Below are 21,110 nucleotides of genomic sequence, written 5' to 3'. Positions count from 1 at the left end.
CTGTCATAACGCAGTGATCTTCGCGATTGCGAAAGCAATTTGCGAAAAGCACGCCGTGCGCGTGCCGGCGCTGAGTCATCCTCAGGACGAGAACAGCCGCTCCGCGGGGAAAATGACATCGGCAGAGGTGCCGACCCCTGGCTCGCTCGACAGTTCGAGCCGCGCGCGGTTGGCATCCACCAGCGCTTTGGTGAGCGGCAGCCCGAGTCCCGTCCCCGACTGCCGGCGCGGCGCCGTGCCGAGTTGGTGGAATGGCTGCATGGCGTAGGCGATTTCATCTTTGCTCATGCCGACGCCGCTGTCCCGCACCCGCAGCCGGAGTTCTCCGTCGACGATCGTGCCCGACACGATGACCTGGCCGCCCTCGTTTGTGAACTTGATGGCGTTGGTGAGCAGGTTGAGCAGAATCTGCTTGAGCCGCCTCGGATCGGCGACGACAAGCGGCAGGTCTGGCGCGAGCGAGGTCCGCAGCACGATGCGCGTCCGTTTGGCGAGCGGCTGCAGACTCGCGACGCACATCTCGACGATCTCGCCGACGTCGACCGCGGTGAAGTCGAGCTCGAACTTGCCCGCCTGGATTTTCGAAATGTCGAGCAGGTCGTTGAGCAGGCTAAGGGCATAGAGGCCGCTTTGATGGATGTCTTCGGCATAGCCCTTGTAACGCGCATTGCCGATCGGCCCGAAGCGTTCCTGGAGCATCAACTCGGTAAAGCCGATGATCGAGTTGAGCGGCGTGCGCACCTCGTGACTGACCTTGGCCAAGAAATCGAGACGGCGTGTCGCAGCGTCCGCATCGAATGTGGTCCTCGCGTCCGCCGCCGGCAAGCTGGCGCTTGCCGGCGCCTGTGGAGCAGGCGCAGCCGTCTCGGGCTCAGGCGCAGGCTCGGCATCGAGACTCGTCTGATCGATGAGCCTGACAAGTGTCACGTCGGAGTCGAGTCGCCTCAGCGCGAAGGCCACTTTGAGGCGCCGGCGCGAGCGGGTGAGCGCATCGATCTCGCCCGTGCGCTCGGCACTAGCATCGCCCTGAAGCACATCGGCGCCGCCGGGAAGAATGGCGGCGAGCCCGCCGGCCTCCATCATCTCGACTGGAGACCGATAGCCGAACGCGTAGGCGAAGGCGCTGTTGATATAGACGAGGTCGCTCCCGCGCAGGAGACCGATGGCCGCCGGCATGGCTTCAAGCAGGAGCTTCAGGCTCTCGGACGAAATGGTAATGGGGCGCTTCGCCTCGCCGGAGTCAGGGCTTACGGGGAGGGCGCCGGGGCCAAGCAACACGCGGCCCTCCAGAGCCCGCGCAATATGCTCGAGCGCCTCGCGATCCCCGTCCTCGATGCGCCGTTGCGGTCTAAGTTCGGCCATACTCGGCCCCAATCAACCAACAAAAAGAGCTCGTTCTGGCGCCCTGGCGCAAAGTCCGGCTCGGCCTCGGGAACCCCCCTATTGGGGCGATTACTCGACTCAACCACTAAATTTAGGCGAATTCGCTCCATTGCATAGCCTGAAACCGGGAAATTCGCCACAGGTCGAAAAAGACGCCGGATTAGGCAAACTGCCTCTTGCATTATCGCAGTGCACCATTTATATTGCGGTGCAACAAAAAGAGGCGGCTGCATTCGTGCAGATCCGCGCTGTTCCCCCGCCAGAGCGATCGAGGAGATCGACAAAGAGGTGCCATCATGAGTGAGACCTTTTCCCCGCAAGAAGCTGCCGAACAGGTGCGCGATACCTTCAAGAAAGCCACCAAGGAGTTCGAGGCGCTCAAAATCGATACCACCGTACCCGAGAGCGTACGCGCACTCGCCGAGAAGACCGTGAACCAGACCCGCGAGGCGTATGAGCGCGGCAAGGAAGCGCTGGAAGAGTCGATCGATGCGCTGGAGCGTTCCTTTGACGCCGCTGGCCAGGGCGCGACCGCCTTCAACCGCAAGCTTATCGACATTGCCCAGCGCAATCTCAATTCCGCTTTCGACCTGGCGAAGAGCTTGGCCGGCGCCAAGAACCTCGCCGAGATCGTCGAGCTTCAGTCGGCCTTCATTCGCGGCCAGTTCGACGTGTTCGCGAGCCAGGCCCAGGAGGTTCGGGCGCTGACCACCAAGATCGCCCAGGACACCACCGAGCCCCTCAAGGATCAGGTTTCGCGTTCCTTCGAGGCGGTGCGTAAGGCGTCGTAAGTCTCTCCTTCGGGACGCGCATGGCGCCGTCGCGCCAAACAAGTGTAAACGAGTACTGCGTCAAGTAATGCGTAGGGCCCGAGGCCAGCCTCGGGCCTTTTTGTTTGTGTGCGATCCCCGAGCGGACAGCCCGCGCGAGGATGTCTCCGCCCGCTTGCAACCTTTCCTGCCTGCCCTTAGGTTCCGGCCTAGGCAATTGCCCGTGTGCCGCTGTAGCTCAGTTGGTTAGAGCGCCTGACTGTGGATCAGGAGGTCGGTGGTTCGAATCCCCCCAGCGGTACCATTAAAGCCGGCCATCTTCCCCGCCGTCGCCTCCCCCTAATATTGCCAGCCGAGCCCGAAGATCACCTTCTCCACGTCGGTGAAGAACTCGTCTGCCCTGTAGTTCGCATATTTGAGCTGCGCGTAGACGCCGTTGCGCAAGGGGAGGTAGGCGTAGAAGTCGAACTCCGATCCGTAGTCGAGATCCCGCACGGCGGACCGGAACTCGTGATACTGGGCAAGGAGCAGGAGCCCGTCGAAATAGCCGAACGGGCCGCCTGACTTGGCCGACACCTTGTACTTGGTCTCCACGTAGAAATCCTGAAGGCCGGTCGGCGGTGTCACCAGGAACACGTCGGCAAAGCCGTTGAAGATGTGGCCCGTGGCGAGCGGCGTCTGGAACGCGGCCACGCCGTTGTCGCTGCCGAGAAACTCATAAATAAGCGTTGTGGTGAACCCGCTCCACGACAAGCCCTGCTCGATGCGCGCATAGTTCACCGCGTAGTCGATGGGGTTGTCGCCATAGTCGATCTGCCGGGCGTACTCCAGGCGGTAGTGATAGTCGAAGCCGTCGCCCAGGGGCTGCTTGCCCTTGAGAAAGCCACCGAAGCTCGCATTCGATAGTGGGTCGAGATCGAACAGGTCGATCAGGTAGGTGTAACCCGTCAGCGTGCCGATCGTCATCTTCTTGCTCTCGAGATGGAATAGGTGCGTGTTGGCGGGAATGTTGCCGACCGGCGAGTCGTCGCTGAAGATGCGGTTCACGTTGCCGATATAGGCGTAGAGCCCGGTCATGCCGGGGAGGGCGGTGATCGTCGCCTTGCCGCCGTCGAATGTCTGGTCGTTCTGGCGCCAGGCGACCGAGCCGACATAGCGCTCGTTGTCGAGATTCTCCAAGAACCGCCCACCAAGGAGTGCGACGCCCGGAATGTTGTGCGATTCGAGATACGCCTGATCGACCTCGGCCGATTCGACATCGGCGACGATGGGGAACTCGGTCTTGCCGTTGATCGTGTTGTTGAAGTCGTCGGGCCCCAGCTCGACGATAAATTCGCCCTCAACGCCGGCGCGGAAGCCATGAAAGAAGCCGGACTCGACGCCGGTCTTGTTCTTCAGGGTCGAGGCGCGCGCGTCCTTCGGCAGATTGCCCTGGTCGACGAACTCATAGCGGTAGCGCGTATCGGTCCAAAATTTGCCGTTGAAGAAGCCCGTATAGGGCGGCTGGTAGCCGGTCTCGGAGCCTTGTTGAGGGTCGTAATAGGCGCTCTGCGCCATGGCTGAAGCAACTCCGGCCCCCAGTGAAACGATCAAAGATAGCCCGACCCAGAGAGGCCGTGCCGGTATGTGGAGTCCCCGCGAATTCGCACCGAACATTCTCGCCACCCAATCTTATGCTTGTTGTTGATGTAAAAGCCATGCGGTGAACTCAAATATCCGGCCGCGCGGCGCTAGGCATCGGCGCTCGCAAGGACGCGTCCTCCATTGATTGTCGTTACAAGTCTTTTGATTTCCGGCTGGCAGGAGCCGCAATTGGTGCCTGCCTTGAGATGCAGTCCGACCGCCTCGACCGAGCCGGCCGCGCCGCTGGCAATCAAATCTTGGATCGCTGCCAGCCCGACGCCGAAACACGCGCACACGAGCGGCCCCGGATCGGCCATGCCGTCGGGAGCGCGGCCGGCGAGCAGCGCCTTCCGCGCGCCGTTCTCGATCATGGGCGCGCTGAGCTGATGCTTGAGCCAGTCGAGCCCGGGCAAGGGGCGGGTCCCGGCGGCGAGATAGAGGCACGCCTTGAGCTGTTCGTCCTTCAGGCTCGCAGCGCGGTAGGTTTGCTCCGTTGCGTCATGAAGCTCGATGATGGCGCCGTCGTCGCCGAGCAGGCGATGCACCACTCCTATCCAGGCATCCGCCGGCGCGTTCATGGCGAACCGCACCAAGGTGCCCCCCCTGACGGTGGTCCGCGCCCACCAGAAGTCGTCGGGAAGGACGATCGGCTCGCGCGACAGAAGAAAGCCGTGCGCGGCGAAATTCACCGGCTCGATTGCCACCGGCGTCGCTTTTGAGTCCGGCTGTCCGGAGTGAGGATCGCACGCCGCATGTACGACCGCGCCGACCCTCCCATGCGATGCCGTCTCGGCGTTCCAATGGATTGGCGCGAAGAGCTCGCCCGCCCGCTGCCCTTCGCTCAGCCTGACCCGCAGCACGGCCATGCCGTGCTTGGAGAATACCCGGGCGAACCCGCTGTCCGCGAGGCCTAGGGCGGCGGCGTCCTCACGGGAGACTGCGACGAATGGCTCGTCGGTGTGAGCGCTGAGGCGAGGGGACTTCCCTGAGCGCGTCATGGTGTGCCAGTGATCGCGCACCCGGCCGGTATTCAGGAGAAACGGGTAGGGTGCCTCCGGCGTCTCGTGAAGCCCCGGGGGATCGATCGCCACGAATCGGGCGCGCCCGTTGCGCGTGAAGAACCGGCCGTTGGCGAAGAGCCGCGCGTGGCCGTCGCGCCCCTCCTCTGTGACCGGCCACTGAGTCGGTGCGAGCTCGGCATAGGCGTGGGGCGAGAGGTCGCTCAAGCCGCCGAGATCGAAATCGCGCGTGCCGCCGTTCTCAAACGCGGAAAGTTGCGCGTGCTCACGGAAGATCTCGCTCGCATACTGATAGGCAAAGGCCTTGGCAAACCCCAAGCGTTTCGCCACCTCGCATACGATCCACCAGTCAGGCTTCGCCTCGCCCGGCGGTACGAGGAACGTGCGCTGCCGAGAGATGCGCCGCTCCGAGTTTGTGACCGTGCCGTCCTTCTCGCCCCACGCTGCGGCGGGAAGGAGAACGTGCGGCCCTGCGGCGACCGTGTCGTTGGAGGCCACGACCTCCGATACGACGAGGAGATCGAGCCTGCCGAGCGCATCGCGCATGGCGTCGGCGCGCGGCAGGCTTACAGCCGGGTTGGTCGCCATCACCCACAGCGCCTTGATGCGCCCCGCTTCGATCGCCTCGAACAGATCGACGGCCTTCAGCCCTGGCGCCTTGGCCATCGCCGGCGCATTCCAGAAGCGCCGGACCCTGTCGACGTTCTCCGGTTCGAAATCCATGTGGGCGGCGAGTTGATTGGCGAGACCGCCGACCTCCCGTCCGCCCATGGCGTTCGGCTGGCCTGTCAACGAGAACGGGCCCATACCGGGGCGTCCGATGCGTCCCGTAGCGAGATGACAATTGATGATGGCATTGACCTTGTCCGTGCCCTGCGCCGATTGGTTGACGCCTTGCGAGTAGAGGGTGACCACCTTCTCCGTGACGCGAAACCAGTCGAAGAAGGTGGTCACGTCCTCGCGCGCGACCCCGCATGACTCGGCGATCGTGGCGGGGTCGGGCGCAATCTTCCGGGCGCGAGCCAGCGCCGCAGCGAAGCCGCTGGTGCAATCACCGATGAAGGTTTGGTCGAGGGCCTCGCGCTCGGCGAGATGCGCCAGCAGCCCCGAGAACAGCACGCCGTCGGTGCCCGGCGCGATTTGCAGCACAAGGTCCGCGTCTTCCGTCGTTGCCGTACGGCGGGGGTCGATGACGACGATGCGCGCGCCCCGCTCGCGCCGGTTCTTGACCATGCGCTGGTGCAGGATCGGGTGACACCAGGCGGCATTGGAGCCGACCAGCACCAAGAGGTCGGCCTGATCGAGGTCTTCGTAGCAACCGGGCACGGTGTCGGCGCCGAACGCGCGCCGGTGGCCCGCGACGGACGACGCCATGCATAGCCGTGAGTTGGTGTCGATATTGGCAGAGCCGAGGAACCCCTTCATCAGCTTGTTGGCGACGTAGTAGTCTTCGGTGAGCAACTGGCCTGAGACGTAGAAGGCGATGGATTGAGGGCCGTGGCGCTGAAGCGTGTCGCGGAAGCCGCGCGCCACGCGGCTCAGCGCCGCATCCCACGAGACCTGCGCCATCACGCCGTCCGGGCCGCGCATCATGGGATGCAGTAACCGTCCCTCGAAGCTCAAGGTCTCGGCGAGCGCCGAGCCCTTGGAGCAGAGCCGGCCGAAATTCGCTGCATGGTCGGGATCGCCTGTGATTTGCGTACCGCCGCTTCCATCCGGGCTGGCCAGCACGCCGCAGCCGACCCCGCAATAGGGGCAGGTGGTGCGCACCGGAGGGACCTTCAGCGATAGCTCCATGCCGGCCCTCAATAGACATCTGTCTGGTAGCGACCGGACGACTTCAGGTCTTCGACGTAGGCCTTTGCGTCGTCAGGCGAGGTGTTGCCACAAGCGGCGACGATGTCGGTGAGCGCCGTGTCGACATCCTTCGCCATGCGCTGCGCATCGCCGCATACATAGAAACGCGCGCCGCGCTCGAGCCACGCAAAGATCTCGGGTCCCTCCTCGCGCATTCTGTCCTGCACGTAGACCTTCTTGTCGCCGTCGCGCGACCAGGCAAGGGAGAGCCGGGTCAGGACGCCGGCGGCTTGCAGGCCATCCAGATCCTCCTCATAGAAGAAGTCGCAAGCGCTGCGCTGGTGACCGAAGAACAGCCACGCCGGGCCGGTCGCACTAGTCGCCAGCCGCTCCTGAAGGAAACCCCTGAACGGTGCGATGCCCGTGCCGGGACCGACCATGATGATGGGTGTCGCACCGTCTGAGGGGAGGGCGAAGCCATGCGCCTTCTGCACATAGACCTTGAGCTTGGCACCCGGCGCGATGCGGCCGTCGAAGAAGGTGGAGGCGACGCCCTCGCGTAAGCGCCCTGCGATCGTGTAGCGCACCGCGTCGACCGTGAGCGACACACGGCCCGGGTCGGCCTTTGGCGAGGAGGAGATGGAATAGAGGCGCGGCTGAAGCGGCTCGAGGGCCTCGACGAAAGCCTCGGGATCGGGATGGATGCCCGGAAACTTCTCGAGCGCGGCGAGCACGTCGAGCGTTTCGGCGTCGCCGTCCGGGTCGCCACCTTTGGCGAGTTCCTTCGCCTTCTTCCGCCGCTCGCCGCCCGTCAGGTACGAGATCAGCTCGAACAGCGCATCGGGCGCTGGCGCAAGCGCCGTGTCGTCGATCAGGACCTCGCGCAGCGTCTTGTCCATGACGGGGAAGTCTGGTGGCGCGCCGATCTGAGCGATGATCTTGTCCGCGAGCGCCGGATCGCTCGCCGCGAACACCCCGAGACTGTCGCCAACCTCGTAATCAAGGCCGCTCTCGGAAAGGTCGATGACGATGTGGTTTGTGGTCTTCTCCGAGCTTTCCTTGTTGAGACGTCGGCGCGACTTGAACGTGGCGACGACGGGATTTTCGCGGCAGCGGCCGGGCCGCAGATCCTCGGACTTTGGCGGGCGCGCGGCCTCCTTAGCCGCCTGCTCGTCGGGATCGAGCACGCCGCCGCCCATCTCCTCGACGAGGCTCTTCAACATGCGCGCCGTCGCCTTGCCGCCGGGGACGCACAGATTGAGACGCGGCTCTGCCTGCTCGGCGATCGCCGCGGAGTAGTCCTGGCAGTTGTAGCCGCACTGGCCGCAGTCCTGCTGGGCCATGGCCGCCATCATGCGCCGGCGTAAGGGCCGCCCATCGGCGAGCTTCATGCGCTCGTCGAGCGGCATGGACGGGTCGTGCCACGGCGCCTCGCCGTCGTCGCCGTCTGCGGCCGCACCGGGGAGGACAACCGAACCAGCCGACGCCGGCGTCACCCCAGGGTCGAGCGACAACAGCCCGGCGAAGAAGCCGTTGAGCCAAGCGCGCTGATCCGCGTTGAACGGCGCGGAGTCCGGAATGAGCGGCGTCGCGGGAGGCGGGCTCTGCATGGTCATGCGGCTTGCTCCTCCGCGAGCCGGCTCAACGCCTCGATATCGTGGCGATTGGCGAAGGCAAAGAACGGCTCGTCCTCGCTCATGCGATGCGCGAGATACGCGCGGAGCAACTGCTCGATCTTCCGCGGGCAGTCTTCCTTTTTGATGTCGCGCGTCAGCTCGCGGCCAATGCGCGCGTTCGCGCCGGTGCCGCCGCCGACCACGATGTGGAAGCCCTCGACCGTGTCGCCCTCGTCGTTGACGGGGATTTTCGCGGCGATCAGGCCGATGTCGCCGATATAATGCTGCGCGCAGGAATGATGGCAGCCGGTGAGGTGGATGTTGACCGGTTGATCGAGCTCGAGCCGGCCCTCGATGTGTGCGGCGATCGCCTCGGCGGTGCCCTTGGTGTCGGCGGCGGCGAACTTGCAGCCGGTATTGCCGGTGCAGGCGACGAGACCGGCGCGGATCGCCGTGGCCTTGGCCGACAGGCCCATCGCCTCGATGCGCGCGACCGCCTCCGGCACGTTCGCATCGGAAATGCCCGAGATGAGCAGGTTCTGCCACACCGTGAGCCGGATATCCCCGTCGCCGAGATCGCCGGCGAGCGCCGCAATCCCGCGCATTTGCGCAACTGTGAGTCTACCCACCGGCAGTACAAGCCCGATCCAATTGCGCCCGCCCTGCTTCTGCTTGTGCACGCCGAGATGCGCCATGCGGTCGGCTTGCGGCCGCGGGCGGATGTGCGCCGGCTCGATTCGTGCGAGCTTGCCCCCAAGCCTGTCTTCGACCGCGGCCAGGAACTTGTCGAAGCCCCAGGCGTCGAGCACGTATTTTAGGCGCGCCTTGGCGCGGTTGGTGCGGTCGCCGTGCTCGATGAACACGCGCACGATGGCGTCGGCGACGCGCGTTGCCTCGGAAGGCGCCAACACCACGCCGGTGTCACGCGCGATGTCCTTGTGTCCGGTGATGCCGCCGAGCACGAGGCGGAAATAGATGCCCGGAGGCACCGGCGCGCCCTCGGCCACTTCCACCGCCTGGAAACCGATGTCGTTGGTCTCTTCAAGCACCGCGACCTTTCCGGCGCCGTCGAAGGCCACGTTGAACTTGCGCGGCAGGCCGGTGAGCGACCGGTCGTTCAGAACATGGAAGTGCCAGGCGCGGGCGAAAGGCCGCGTGTCGAGCAGCTCTTGAGGGTCGATGCCGGCGGTCGGCGTGCCGGTGACGTTACGAATGTTGTCGGCGCCGGAGCCGCGGGTGGTAAGGCCCAAACCCTGAATCGCCTCGACCACATGCACCGCGTTCGCCGCGCCGATTTCGCGGATTTGCAGATTGGCGCGGGTGGTGACATGGGCGTAGCCGCCGCCGAACTCCTCCGCCACCTTGGCCACGCCTTCGAACTGCGCCGCGCTGAGGATGCCGTTCGGGATGCGCAGCCGGCACATATAACTGTCCTGGTTCGGCGCCACGTAGAACAGCCCGTAATAGCGCCAGCGGAAATTGTCTGCCGGCTTGGGAAACTCGGACTTGGCCGCCTGGTCGTTGAGGCGCGCATAGGCGTCGAAGGGATGCTCCTCGCGCTTCCACTTCTCCTGGTCGCAGAGTTTCTTGCCCGCCGCTTCGACCGTGCGTTGCGCCTTGAGATGCGCGGCGTCAGGCCCGACGGGCTCCGCCGCGCCGCTGCCTTCGCCGAGCGGCTTCAAGCCCTGGGAAGCGCGCTTGGCTTGGAGACCCGAGACCAAGCCTTCGAGATAGCTCTTCTGCTCGCCGGTGAAGGTTTCGGTCTTGGTCTCGATGACGCTCATGCCGCCTCCGCCTGCGGCCCGCAGGCCACCTTGTCGGGCAGGGCACAGAAGGCCCGCCCAAACACGAGACTTTGGCGCATTGGCCCGATCGGCGCCCCGGAGCGGATGAGATCGAGATACCAGAGCGCGTCTGCCGTATCGCCAAGCAGAACCGCGCCTGAAAGCCGCCCATCCTTCACCACGAGCTTGCGGTAGATGCCGTGCTCGGGGTCGGTCAGCACGATTGGCTCGCTCCCCGGCGCGACGAGAAAGTCGCCCGCCGAGAACACGTTGACGCCCGAGACCTTGAGGTTGGTCGCGAGCAGCGAGCCCTCGTAGCGCGTCGGCGTGCCGGCGAGATGGTGTGCGAGCACCTTCGCCTGCTCGTAGGCCGGCTCGACCAGGCCGTAGCAGATCCCCCGATGCTCAGCGCACTCGCCGAGAGCGAAGACGCCGGGCGCGCTTGTCTGCATGTGGTCGTCGACGACGATGCCGCGCTTGACCTCGAGCCCGGCAGCTCGGGCAAGCTCGGCCCGAGGTCGGATCCCGGCGGCCATGACGATGAGATCGGCGGGAACGACGCGGGCATCGGCCAGGCGAAGGCCCTCGACCCGACCCCGCCCCTCGACGCCGACGCTGTCGGCATTGAGCAGCACTTCGATGCCGCGCGCCTCGAGGGCGGATTTGAGCATCATCGCCGACCGCGCATCGAGCTGGCGCTCCATGAGTCGGTCCATGAGGTGCACGACCGCCACCTCCGCGCCGGCTTTGCGGAGTCCGTAGGCCGCCTCGAGCCCTAGGAGGCCGCCGCCGATGACTACGGCGCGCCGCTTTGGTCCGGCGCCCGCAAGGAGGGCGCCGACGTCGCGCACGTCGCGGAACGTATGGACGCCCGGAAGCGCGGTGCCGGGAAGCGGCAGCCGGATCGGCTCCGATCCCGTCGCCAGCACAAGCTTTGCGAAGGAAAGCTCTGCGCTCCCGTCGAGACGCACATGTCGCGCGGTGGTGTCGATCCCCACCGCCCGGCGCCCGTAGATGAGGGTCACACCTTTCGCGAGCCACCACGAGCGGGGCTTGAGCTCGATGTCGTTTTCCGCCACATCGCCCGCAAGCAGCGAGGACAGGAGCACGCGGTTATAGGCAAGCGCCGGCTCCTCGCCGATCACGGCGATCGCGTAGCGGCCCGGCGCGCGCGCGGTGAGCTCCTCGACCAGGCGGGCTGCCGCCATGCCATTGCCGACAATGACGAGCGGCTCGCTCATGCCGCGGCCTCCAGAGGCTTCTCGGCATCGGACTTGCTGACGGCGCCGTGCTCGAACTCGTCGAGGAAGCCGAGGATCGCCTCGCGATATTCGTAATAGCGGGGATGCGCGAGCAGCGCTTGGCGCGTGCGCGGCCGCGGGATGTCGATATCGACGATGCGCCCCACCCGCGCCTGCGGGCCGTTGGTCATCATCACCACGCGGTCGGCGAGGAGAATCGCTTCATCCACGTCGTGGGTCACGCACACCGCGGTGACCGAAGTGCGCGTCCACACCTCCATGAGCACCTCTTGCAGCGCCCAGCGCGTGAGACTGTCGAGCATGCCGAACGGCTCGTCGAGCAGCAGCAGCTTCGGCGACAGCGCGAAGGCTCGCGCAAGCCCGACCCGCTGTTTCATGCCGTTCGACAGCTCGACGGCGTATTTGGTCATGGCGTCGCCGAGCCCGACACGGGCGAGATAGTAATGGACCACGTCCTGGCGCTCGGCGCGGGTAGCGTCGGGATAGACCCGGTCGACACCGAGCGCCACGTTCTGCTCCGCTGTGAGCCATGGCACCAGCGACGGCGACTGGAATACGACGGCGCGGTCGGGCCCTGCTTCGTGCACCTCGCGGTTGTCGAGGAAGATGCCGCCAAGACTCACGTTCTGCAGCCCGGCCGCCATCGACAGCACGGTGGACTTGCCGCAGCCCGAATGGCCGATCAGCGAGACGAACTCGCCTTTGTCCATCTTCAGGTCGAAGCCGTCGACGATGGTGAGCGGACCGTTCGGCGTCGGGTAAGTCTTGGAGATTTGGCTGAAGTCGAGATAGCGGTCCTCGCGCCGCGCTTCCGATGCCGCCTTCACATAGGCTCTCGGCAGCTCCTCCTTGGCGAAGAACGGCACAACGTTGGGCAAGGCGATGCCGCCGTCGCCCTCCGTCTTGCGCAGCGCGCCCACCTTCATCAGGTAGGTGGTAATATCGCCGCGCAGCCGGTGATAGGTCTGGTCGTGGTTGAGGGCGACGCGGTTGCGCGGACGCGGCAGCTCCACCTTGTAGTCCGGTCCGAGCGAACCGTCCGGATTGAGCGGCACGATGCGGTCGGCGAGAAAGATCGCCTCGTCCACGTCGTTGGTGATGAGCACCATGGTGGCATTGGTCTCGGCGCGGATCTCGGCGAACTCGTCCTGGAGCTTGGCGCGCGTCAGCGCGTCGAGCGCCGACAGCGGCTCGTCGAGGAGCAGCACTTCCGGCTGCATGGCGAGGGCCCGGGCGACGGAGACCCGCTGACGCATGCCCCCCGACAGCTCAGCGGGTCTCCGGTCCCGCGCATGCGTCAGGCCGACCATGGACATGTACTTTTTGGTCAATGCCTGACGCTCCGCGCGGGGTGCCTTCGCGTGTACCGCATTGACGGCGAGCGCGATGTTGTCCTCGACGGTGAGCCACGGCATCAACGCGTAGCTCTGGAACACGACGCCGCGCTCCGGCCCCGGGCCCGCCACGCTTTTGCCCTTGAACAGCACCTCGCCCCTGTCCGGCGCTTTCAGGCCGGCGAGCAGCGAGATCAGCGTGGTCTTGCCGGTACCGGAGAAGCCGAGCACGGCGAGCATCTCCCCGTCCTCGACCGCAAGGTCGATGCCTTTGAGCACCTCGGTGCGGGCCTGCGCCGAGCCATAGCCCGCGCACACGGCCTTGAGCTCGAGAATTGCCATCCTCGATCCTCCTAGCGTGCCGGGCTGTGGGTGACGGCGGTCTGCAGCGCCACCATCAGGCGGTCGAGCAGGAAACCGATGATCCCGATGGTCAGCACCGCGACCATGATGCGAGCAAGCGAGTCGGACGAGCCGTTCTGGAACTCGTCCCACACGAACTTTCCGAGACCCGGATTCTGCGCCAGCATCTCCGCGGCGATCAGCACCATCCAGCCGACGCCGAGCGAAAGCCGCAAGCCCGTGAAGATGTACGGGAGCGCCGACGGCAGCACGACCTTGAACACCTTGGTCGTCCACGACAGCTTCAGCACCCGACCGACATTGACGAGGTCGCGGTCGATCGAGGCGACGCCGACGGCGGTATTGATCAGGGTCGGCCACAGCGAGCACAGCATCACCGTGACCGCGGAGGTCACGAAGCTCTTCGGAAAGCCCGCGTACTCCTCGATGTAGACCGCCGACACCACCATGGTGACGATGGGCAGCCACGCGAGCGGCGACACCGGCTTGAAGATCTGGATGATCGGGTTGAGTGCCGCGTTGAACGTGCCTGACAGCCCGCACAACACGCCGAGCGGAATGGCGATGAGGCTCGCCAGCAGGAATCCGGTGAACACCGTCTTGAGCGAGGTCAGGATCTGGTCGACGAAGGTCGGCCTGCCGATATAGCTCCGCCACTTCACCTCCGCGTTGGGGTCCTTCGCCAGCGCCTCTGCGTTCCGCTGCTCCTGCCGCTCGTAATACGCCGCCTCTTTCGCGCGCTCCGACAAATGGTCCTGCCACAGCACATCGGCCTGCTTGGCGACCTCCACCGGTCCGGGGATTGCGCCGAGCGAGGTGACCACCCGCGGCGCGAGGGTCGCCCACAGCAGGAGAAAGCAGCCAATGGCGATGAGCGGCACGAGGAGGCTGTGCCAGATCTCCTTGACCTGAGCTTGTGGCCGGTCGCCGACGGACAAGCGCCCCAACGGCACGAGCCAGCCAAGGCCAAGCGGCTTCAAGGCCCGGTCGAGCCGTTCGAAGGCCGGCGCAAGCCGCTCTTTTAGCGACGGGCGCGGCGGCGCGACGGCGTGGTCCATGATCGTCATTCGCGGATGTCCTTCTTGGGTGAATGGCAGGGTCCGCGACATCAGCCGCCGACCACCTCGTTGCCGGCCACGGTCTGCTTGTCCTTGAGGCCGATGGGGAATTTCGACAGGTATTCGTTCGGCGTCTTGCCGTCGTATTCGACGCCGTCGATGAACTCGGCCGTTGGCGCCTTGAAGCCGTCGGTGCCGAAGGGAAAGTCTTCCTTCTTGGCGTGGCCGTCGGCGATCAGCGCCTCGGCGGCCTGCATATAGATGTCGGGCCGATACACTCTCTTGGCGGTCTCGAAATACCAGTCGTCGGACTTTGCCTCGCCGACCTGCCCCCAGCGCCGCATTTGGGTCAGGTACCAGATGGCGTCGGAGTAATAGGGGTAGGTCGCGAAGTGCTTGAAGAAGACGTTGAATTCTGGCGCTGGGCGCTTGTCGCCCTTCTCGTACTCGAACGAGCCGGTCATCGAGTTGGCAATCACCTTTTCGTCGGCGCCGACATAGGCGGAATGCGACAAGATCTTCACCGCTTCGGCACGGTTCGCCGGATCGTCGAGCCACTGGCCCGCGCGGATCAGCGCCTTGACCACCGCGAGATGGGTGTTTGGATTCTCCTCGGCCCATTTGGCCGTCACCCCGAACACCTTCTCCGGGTTGAACTTCCAGATGCCGTGATCGGTGATGACGGGAACGCCGATGCCTTTGAACACCGCGGCCTGGTTCCACGGCTCGCCGACGCAATAGCCGAGAATGGTGCCGGCTTCGAGCGTCGCCGGCATTTGCGGCGGCGGCGTCACCGAGAGCAGCACGTCGGCCTGGATCTGCCCTGCCGTGTTGTCAGCGGAGTAGTAGCCCGGATGCAAGCCGCCGGCCGCGAGCCAGTAGCGCAGCTCGTAATTGTGGGTCGATACGGGGAACACCATGCCCATGCTGAACGGCTCGCCCTCGGCGCGATAGCGCTCGACCACCGGCTTGAGCGCCGCTGCCGAGATCGGATGCTTCGGCTTGCCGTCGGCGTCCATTTCGAGGTGCTTCTTCATCTCCTCGAACACGGCGTTCGACACGGTGATGGCGTTGCCGTTGAGATCCATGGAGAACGCGGTGATCACGTCGGCCTTGGTCCCGTAGCCGATGGTCGCACCCAACGGTTGGCCAGCGAGCATATGCGCGCCGTCGAGCTCGCCGGTGATCACGCGGTCGAGCAGCACCTTCCAGTTGGCCTGCGCCTCGAGCTCGACCTGCAGTCCCTCCTCCTCGAAGAAGAACTTTTCCTTGGCGATGGCGAGCGGCGCCATGTCGGTAAGTTTGATGAAACCGAACTTGAGCTGATCCTTCTCCAGCTCGCCGCTATGCGCCGGTAACGCGTGCGCGCCGATAAGTCCGAACGCCGCTGCGAACGCGAACCCCTTCGCCGCAAGGTCCCAGTTCTTCGCTACCCTAAATCCCAACCTCGTCATCTAGTTCTCCTTGTTCGCGCCGTCCGGCGCGCGAAAACAAAAACGCTGCGTCGAGAAACCGATCGTGTGCGATCGATCTTCGAGGCAGCGTTGCCTGCGCGGTCCGCCCTTGGACCGCATTAGAGTGTCGGAAGAGCCATTCCTCCGTTCAGGATTAGAGAGTCAAGAAGCGTGCCAAAGTGGGCCTAGAGAAATAACTAAGTGAGTTCAATGAGTTAGTTCAAACTTCGCGCGGCTCGCCGGCCCGCTTCATGCGCAATCGTTGTGCACTGCACAGTGCTGCTGCTGCTTTGTGCGGCAAACCCCAGGGCGGGTGGGCGTCATGGATTGTGCGCGGCGAAAGCCTTGAGATCGGTCCCTGCGGCGCGGATGGGGAGGGTCTCAAGATAGCCGACCGCGGCCCGCGGATCAAACGTCGCGCCGCCAAAGAACAACGCGCCGGCAGCGGCGCCTTCACTCTTGTAGTCGTGCTCGGGAGTCTCGATCTCAAGTCCTGCCGCGGCTGCGCGATAAAGGTCGGGACGGTACACGCGCTCTGCCAGCGCCAGAATATCGAACGGCTCGCGCACTTGTCCCCAGCGGATCATCTGCGTGATGATCCACACCGCGTGCGACCGCCACGGGAAATTCGCGGCGTGCCGGTGAAAGACGACGGCGTCAGGATCGACAAGGTCGGCTTCGTCTCCGCCGCGCGGCAAATTTCCGGTGAGGGGCCTGAGCAAGGTCTCCGCCGGCACCCCGACATAGTGCGGCTGCGCCAGAATAGAGGCGGCCTCCTGCCGGTTTGCAGGCTCGTCGAGCCACTGCCCGGCAAAGGTCAGCGCGCGAATGAGGTCGCTCAACAGCTCGGGCTCCCGCCCCGCCCACGTCTCGCGCACGCCGAGCACCTTCTCGGGGCTCATCGGCCACAGCTCGTTCTTGGTGGCGACGATCACCCCGTGACCCTCGGCGACTGACACGCTGTTCCACGGCTGACCGACGCAGAAGCCGTCGACGCGTCCTGCTTTGAGCGACTCTGCCAAGAGCGGCGGCGGCACGACGATGAGGTTGACGTCGTTGTCGGGATCGACTCCGGCCGAGGCGAGCCAGGCCCTGAGGTCGTAGTTGTGGCAGGAGAACGGATAGACCATGCCGAGCGTGAGCGGCTCGCGGCCTGCCGCAGCCCGGCGGCGCACCACTTCGGCAATGGCCCGCGCCGCCGCCATGCCGCCTTCGCGCACCGCCGGCGCGTCGGCGTTGCGCATTTCCGCATAGAGCGGCTGCGATACCGTAATGGCGTTGCCGTTGAGGCTGAGCGACATCGGCGCGATCACAGGCTCGGTCGCGCGGCCAAGACCAAGGGTTGCCGCGATCGGCATCGGCGCCAGCATATGGGCGCAGTCGAACACGCCGATATCGAGTTTGTCGCGGATGTTGGCCCACGACGCTTCGCGATGCAGGCTGAGCGACACGCCGAACCGCCGGTCGAAGCCACGCTCGCGCGCGATGACGAGCGGCGCGCAATCGAGCAGCGGGATGAAGCCTGCGCGCACCTCCCGCTCGCTCTTTCGATTTGGCTTCAGCTCGTGCATGACGCTTGCTCTACTCCTTCAGCAGCTCGAACGTGCTGACCAAGCCTTCGGCGACGTCGACCAGCCGCTTGCCTTGATCCATGGCGGTCTTGCGCAGGAGCGTGTACGCCTCCTCCTCGCTTAAGCCTCGGCTCTTCATCAGGATGCCTTTGGCCTTCTCGATCACCTTGCGCTCCTTTAGCGCGCTCTTGGTTTCTTCAAGCTCGGTGCGCAAACGATCGAAGGCGCGAAACCGCAACACCGTCATCTCCAGGATCGGCTTGACGCGCTCCTTCTTGAGGCCGTCGACGATATAGGCGCTGACGCCCGCGTCGATCGCCGCCTCGATGGTCGCCTTGTCGCTTTGCTCGACGAACATGGCGATCGGCCGGCGCACGGCGCGCGACACTTGGAACATCTGCTCCAGCACGTCGCGGCTTGGATTGTCGAGATCGATGAGGATGACGTCCGGGTCGAGCGTATAGATTCGCTCGATCAGTCCGTTGGCGGTGTCGAGCGTCGTAACATTGGCAAAACCGGCCTCCTTGAGGCCGGTTTCGAGAATCGCGCGCCGGATTGGCGTCTCGTCGATAACGAGAATCCTCAGCGCGTTGTCGTGGCTATCGATGGCGGAAATGGACAAGGGCTCGAGGGTTCTTTGTGCGGCGCACAATTGTGACGCGGGTTCCGGGCGACGGCAAGCACTTCTCATGCGGAAAACCCTTACCATTCCAAGCCTGACGGCTTGAACCGTCACCGAAGCCTCCGATAATCGGCGAATCGCCGCCAATCCAGCGCCGCGAGTCTCTTCGATTTGAGATTCGACAGGCGACTGGTGCCGAAGGAGTTCCCCATCATGAGGCCGTTCATAATAAATCCGTGTGCCGTCGCCGTTTTGGGCCTGGTCCTTACCGGACCCGCTTTGGCGCAAGAGAATATTCGCGGGGCCGCGACGGGCCCCACCACCGCGCCCGGGTTCAGCCATCCCGAGCAATACATTCACCTGCAAGACGTGAAGCCAGCCGACAATATGTACCCCGTAGTGCCGCACCCCGATCAGGACAAGGACGCGGCTGAGAAGCTTGCCACGCTCGCCGAGAAGACCGGCAAAAAGCCGAACATCATGATTTTCCTGCTGGACGACGTCGGCTGGATGGATCCGGGCTTCAACGGCGGCGGCGTCGCCGTCGGCAACGCCACACCGGTGATGGACCGGCTCGCCAACGAGGGCCTGATCCTCACGAGCGCTTATTCGACCCCGTCCTGCTCGCCGACGCGCGCCACCATCCACACCGGGCAGAATCCGCTCCATCACGGCATTCTCCGCCCGCCGATGTATGGCGAGGCTGGCGGGCTCGACGGCGCCATCACCATGCCGAAGCTGCTCAAGGACGCCGGCTACATCACGCAAGGCGTCGGCAAGTGGCACATGGGCGAGAACAAGGGCTCGCTGCCGCAGAATGTCGGCTATGACGCCTATGTCGGCTTCCTCGGAGTGTCCGACATGTACACCGAGTGGCGCGACATCTACTTCAATCCCGAGGTCGCGCTCTCGCCTGAGCGCTTCAAGATGCTGGAGGCGGAGGACTTCAATCACTACGAGGTTCACTGCACGCCGGCCGACACGGAGAAATGCGAGAACGGCAAGCTGATCGAGCTCGACTACATCAAGCATCTCGACAAGCATTGGCTCGATGTGAGCCTTGCCTTCCTCGACAAGATGAAGGGCAGCGACAAGCCGTTCTATCTCTATCACGCGACGCGCGGCTGCCATTTCGACAACTACCCGTCGGACGACTGGGCCGGCAAGTCGATGGCGCGCACTGTGTTCAGCGACTGCATGGTTGAAATGGACTACATCCTCGGCAAGCTGATCGACAAACTCGCCGAAGTCGGCGAGCTCGAGAACACGCTGATCTTCTTTACCTCTGACAACGGGCCGGAGTGCGAGATCCCGCCGGCTGGGCGCACGCCGTTCCGCGGCTGCAAAGGCTCTGCCTGGGAGGGCGGCGTCCGCGTGCCGACCTTCGTCTACTGGAAAGACATGATCAGCCCGCGCAAGTCCGACCAGCTGTTCGACCTCGCTGATCTGTTGCCGACGGCGTTGTCGCTGGCCAGCGTCCCAGGTGCCAAGCTTGCCGATCTCTTTCCGAAGACCACCTATATCGACGGCGTGGATCAGGCGTCGTTCCTGGTTGCCGACAACGGACTGTCGGCGCGGCGCAGCCGCATCTACACCCTGAACCAATACTTCGCCGCCACGCGCATCGATGAGTTCAAGGGAGTCATGACCATGGAAATCGAGAACTCCGTGGTCCAGCGGGGCGACTTCGGTGGATTTAGCGGCGGCATCTTTACCGACACGGGCGGCGGCATTACCTTCAACCTTTACACAAACCCGCAAGAGGACGTCAGCATCGGCATTCGCCACATTCCGATGGGTGTGCCGATCATGGCGGCATCTGGCGCGTATATGAAGGACCTCCTCAAGTACCCGCCGCAGTTCAAGATCGGCTTCATGTCCAATAACCCGCCGGTTTACGACCTCCTGCCGCAGATGCAGAAGCTGCATCAAAAGAACATGGAGGAGCAGGGGCCGGGCAGACCGACGCCTTAGCGGTCCTTGAAGGGGGCGTGCGTGCGCGCACGCCCCCTGGCTTTTCGGACTGTGGCAGCGCCGCAACAAGCGCGCGGAATTTCGCTCGCCGGCGGCCCGAAATGACAAGCGCGGCACCCGGCTTGCCCCTATTCTTGCAGTCGGGAGGCCTTTCGGGGGCGGCGGATGTTGCGTGAGACTTGGTTTGGCGTGCTCGGCGCTTGCGCGTTGACGGTCGCGTTTCCATGTGCCGCGGCAGCGGGGAGCGACAAACTCGAGCCGCCTGCGCCCGTCTCGGCCTGGGAGTTCGACGGCGGTCTCTACGGCTGGGCGCTTTGGGTGCAGGGCGACGCCACCACGCGCGGACTCACCTTCGACGTCTATGCCGACCCCATCGATCTGATCGAGCATTTGGACGGCCCGATCATCATGGCCAATTTCGAAGCCAGGCGCGGCCCCTTCGCGCTCTACACCGACATTATCTACTCCAAGTTCGCCATGGATTCCGACTTCCTCGGCGAAGCCACTCCCCTCGGCGGGCTCACGCTCAAGGGTAGCGGGCGCCTCGGCGCAGACTACGAATTCGGCGTCTACCAGGCCGACGGTTTCTATGAGGTCGCCAACTTCAGCGGCGCGACAGGGAGCAACACCACGCTCGAGCTTGGCGGCGGCGCGCGCTGGGTGCGGCAAGAGCTCGACGTGACTCTCGCCGTCGATCTCTCCGTCACCCGCGACATCGGCCAGCGCCTCGACCGCCTGAAGGAGCGTCTCCAGCGCATCGATAACCGGGAAGACCGGGTCGCGGCCTTGGCACGCTTCAACGAGCTGCGGCAGGCGTTCATCGAGAGGCGGATCGTCCATGACGAGAACTCGCCGGTCTTGAAGCGCCGCGTCGCCCGGCTCGAGAATCGCCTCAAGAGAGTTGACCGACGCGGCGAGGTAATCGGCGCGCTCGAGGAGCTGGAGAAGTTGCGCGTCGCCTTCCTCAAGGCGCGCATCGCCCTTGCCGACAAAGACTTCTCCGGCAATTTCGCCTTCGCCAATAGCGGCCTCATCGAGTGGGTCGACCCGGTCGTTGCCATGCGCATGACGCACGAGATCGGCAACGGGCGGTCGTTCACGGCGATGGGCGACGTCGGCGGTTTCCAGGCCGACGATTTCAGCTGGCAGGTGGTCCTGACTTTCGACTGCGACGGCAAGCTGTTCGGGTACGATACGACGACCTCCATCGGCTACAAGGCGCTCGGGCTGCACTACGAGGAGTCGTCCAGTAAGGGCCGGCGCGGCCAAGATGTGATCCTGCACGGGCCGCTCGCCGAGCTGACCTTCCGCTGGTAGGCGCGCCTCATCGTCGCCGCGGCGCGGTCAGCGTCCGGCTTATGTCAAAGAGCAAGCCCCCATCGTGAGCGAAGGGGGATGGCGCGCCGAACGGCGCAGTCCGTAATGGTGTCCGCGTTCCTTTTGGGAGACGCGGCGGGCGCCTTCCGGCGCGCCACACGCG

14 protein-coding genes and 1 tRNA gene are annotated in these 21,110 nt (G+C 64.8%); 4 read left to right on the top strand and 11 right to left on the bottom strand.

Annotation, left to right across the window (positions count from 1 at the left end; genetic code table 11):
* Window positions 1–81: 81 nt before the first annotated feature.
* Window positions 82–1,362, bottom strand: a complete 1,281-nt coding sequence (locus tag ACRECX_RS02850; RefSeq protein ID WP_431557304.1) for a sensor histidine kinase — start codon at window positions 1,360–1,362, stop codon at window positions 82–84.
* A 317-nt stretch (window positions 1,363–1,679) separates the two neighbouring features.
* On the opposite strand from ACRECX_RS02850, the gene ACRECX_RS02845 reads away from it, so the two are divergent.
* Both ACRECX_RS02845 and ACRECX_RS02840 read left to right on the top strand, forming a co-directional pair.
* Complete coding sequence (locus ACRECX_RS02845) at window positions 1,680–2,174, top strand: phasin (RefSeq protein ID WP_431557303.1); 495 nt, start codon at window positions 1,680–1,682, stop codon at window positions 2,172–2,174.
* A 206-nt stretch (window positions 2,175–2,380) separates the two neighbouring features.
* Window positions 2,381–2,457, top strand: a tRNA-His gene (locus ACRECX_RS02840).
* Window positions 2,458–2,492: 35 nt separating this feature from the next.
* On the opposite strand, the gene ACRECX_RS02835 is transcribed toward ACRECX_RS02840, so the two are convergent.
* The 10 genes from ACRECX_RS02835 to ACRECX_RS02790 all read right to left on the bottom strand — a co-directional run bounded on the left by ACRECX_RS02835 (window position 2,493) and on the right by ACRECX_RS02790 (window position 17,650).
* A complete protein-coding gene (locus tag ACRECX_RS02835) occupies window positions 2,493–3,710 on the bottom strand; it encodes a hypothetical protein (RefSeq protein WP_431557302.1) in 1,218 nt (405 codons plus the stop codon).
* Between the two features lie 173 nt (window positions 3,711–3,883).
* Window positions 3,884–6,592, bottom strand: a complete 2,709-nt coding sequence (locus ACRECX_RS02830; RefSeq protein ID WP_431557301.1) for a molybdopterin-dependent oxidoreductase — start codon at window positions 6,590–6,592, stop codon at window positions 3,884–3,886.
* An 8-nt stretch (window positions 6,593–6,600) separates the two neighbouring features.
* On the bottom strand, window positions 6,601–8,208 hold the full coding sequence (locus ACRECX_RS02825) for a sulfite reductase subunit alpha (RefSeq protein ID WP_431557300.1): 1,608 nt from the start codon (window positions 8,206–8,208) through the stop codon (window positions 6,601–6,603).
* Window positions 8,205–9,992 (bottom strand): NirA family protein, encoded by a 1,788-nt coding sequence (locus ACRECX_RS02820; protein ID WP_431557299.1) that lies wholly within the window; start codon window positions 9,990–9,992, stop codon window positions 8,205–8,207. Before ACRECX_RS02820 ends, ACRECX_RS02825 begins: the two co-directional genes overlap by 4 nt.
* Window positions 9,989–11,233 (bottom strand): NAD(P)/FAD-dependent oxidoreductase, encoded by a 1,245-nt coding sequence (locus tag ACRECX_RS02815; RefSeq protein ID WP_431557298.1) that lies wholly within the window; start codon window positions 11,231–11,233, stop codon window positions 9,989–9,991. The genes ACRECX_RS02820 and ACRECX_RS02815 overlap by 4 nt, the downstream gene beginning before the upstream one ends.
* Window positions 11,230–12,930: an ABC transporter ATP-binding protein gene (locus ACRECX_RS02810; RefSeq protein WP_431557297.1), complete on the bottom strand. Its 1,701-nt coding sequence runs from the start codon at window positions 12,928–12,930 to the stop codon at window positions 11,230–11,232. The genes ACRECX_RS02815 and ACRECX_RS02810 overlap by 4 nt, the downstream gene beginning before the upstream one ends.
* Before the next feature lie 11 nt (window positions 12,931–12,941).
* Entirely contained in the window at window positions 12,942–14,018 is a 1,077-nt protein-coding gene (locus ACRECX_RS02805; RefSeq protein WP_431557296.1) for an ABC transporter permease, read from the bottom strand.
* A gap of 41 nt (window positions 14,019–14,059) precedes the next feature.
* Window positions 14,060–15,463 carry a CmpA/NrtA family ABC transporter substrate-binding protein gene (locus ACRECX_RS02800; protein WP_431557295.1) on the bottom strand — a complete coding sequence of 468 codons (1,404 nt, stop codon included), beginning with the start codon at window positions 15,461–15,463 and terminating at the stop codon, window positions 14,060–14,062.
* A 320-nt stretch (window positions 15,464–15,783) separates the two neighbouring features.
* A complete protein-coding gene (locus ACRECX_RS02795; protein ID WP_431557294.1) occupies window positions 15,784–17,034 on the bottom strand; it encodes a CmpA/NrtA family ABC transporter substrate-binding protein in 1,251 nt (416 codons plus the stop codon).
* A 10-nt stretch (window positions 17,035–17,044) separates the two neighbouring features.
* Window positions 17,045–17,650: an ANTAR domain-containing response regulator gene (locus tag ACRECX_RS02790; RefSeq protein WP_431557430.1), complete on the bottom strand. Its 606-nt coding sequence runs from the start codon at window positions 17,648–17,650 to the stop codon at window positions 17,045–17,047.
* A 219-nt stretch (window positions 17,651–17,869) separates the two neighbouring features.
* Between ACRECX_RS02790 and ACRECX_RS02785 the strand changes: the two genes are divergently transcribed.
* Both ACRECX_RS02785 and ACRECX_RS02780 read left to right on the top strand, forming a co-directional pair.
* Window positions 17,870–19,630, top strand: a complete 1,761-nt coding sequence (locus tag ACRECX_RS02785) for a sulfatase-like hydrolase/transferase (RefSeq protein ID WP_431557293.1) — start codon at window positions 17,870–17,872, stop codon at window positions 19,628–19,630.
* A 165-nt stretch (window positions 19,631–19,795) separates the two neighbouring features.
* Window positions 19,796–20,947, top strand: coding sequence for a hypothetical protein (locus ACRECX_RS02780; RefSeq protein ID WP_431557292.1), 1,152 nt, complete (start codon window positions 19,796–19,798; stop codon window positions 20,945–20,947).
* Window positions 20,948–21,110 lie beyond the last annotated feature (163 nt).

Source organism: Methyloceanibacter sp. (assembly GCF_050726195.1).
Taxonomy (GTDB): Bacteria; Pseudomonadota; Alphaproteobacteria; order Rhizobiales; family Methyloligellaceae; genus Methyloceanibacter.
The sequence above is the reverse complement of the archived record's forward strand: the minus strand, read 5'-3'. Positions and strand labels throughout refer to the sequence as shown.

Excerpts from the sequence above, each read along its gene's own strand:
- ACRECX_RS02850 (WP_431557304.1), bottom strand. The coding sequence starts at position 1,362 with ATGGCCGAACTTAGACCGCAACGGCGCATCGAGGACGGGGATCGCGAG.
- ACRECX_RS02845 (WP_431557303.1), top strand. The coding sequence starts at position 1,680 with ATGAGTGAGACCTTTTCCCCGCAAGAAGCTGCCGAACAGGTGCGCGAT.
- ACRECX_RS02835 (WP_431557302.1), bottom strand. The coding sequence starts at position 3,710 with ATGGCGCAGAGCGCCTATTACGACCCTCAACAAGGCTCCGAGACCGGC.
- ACRECX_RS02830 (WP_431557301.1), bottom strand. The coding sequence starts at position 6,592 with ATGGAGCTATCGCTGAAGGTCCCTCCGGTGCGCACCACCTGCCCCTAT.
- ACRECX_RS02825 (WP_431557300.1), bottom strand. The coding sequence starts at position 8,208 with ATGACCATGCAGAGCCCGCCTCCCGCGACGCCGCTCATTCCGGACTCC.
- ACRECX_RS02820 (WP_431557299.1), bottom strand. The coding sequence starts at position 9,992 with ATGAGCGTCATCGAGACCAAGACCGAAACCTTCACCGGCGAGCAGAAG.
- ACRECX_RS02815 (WP_431557298.1), bottom strand. The coding sequence starts at position 11,233 with ATGAGCGAGCCGCTCGTCATTGTCGGCAATGGCATGGCGGCAGCCCGC.
- ACRECX_RS02810 (WP_431557297.1), bottom strand. The coding sequence starts at position 12,930 with ATGGCAATTCTCGAGCTCAAGGCCGTGTGCGCGGGCTATGGCTCGGCG.
- ACRECX_RS02805 (WP_431557296.1), bottom strand. The coding sequence starts at position 14,018 with ATGACGATCATGGACCACGCCGTCGCGCCGCCGCGCCCGTCGCTAAAA.
- ACRECX_RS02800 (WP_431557295.1), bottom strand. The coding sequence starts at position 15,463 with ATGACGAGGTTGGGATTTAGGGTAGCGAAGAACTGGGACCTTGCGGCG.
- ACRECX_RS02795 (WP_431557294.1), bottom strand. The coding sequence starts at position 17,034 with ATGCACGAGCTGAAGCCAAATCGAAAGAGCGAGCGGGAGGTGCGCGCA.
- ACRECX_RS02785 (WP_431557293.1), top strand. The coding sequence starts at position 17,870 with ATGAGGCCGTTCATAATAAATCCGTGTGCCGTCGCCGTTTTGGGCCTG.
- ACRECX_RS02780 (WP_431557292.1), top strand. The coding sequence starts at position 19,796 with ATGTTGCGTGAGACTTGGTTTGGCGTGCTCGGCGCTTGCGCGTTGACG.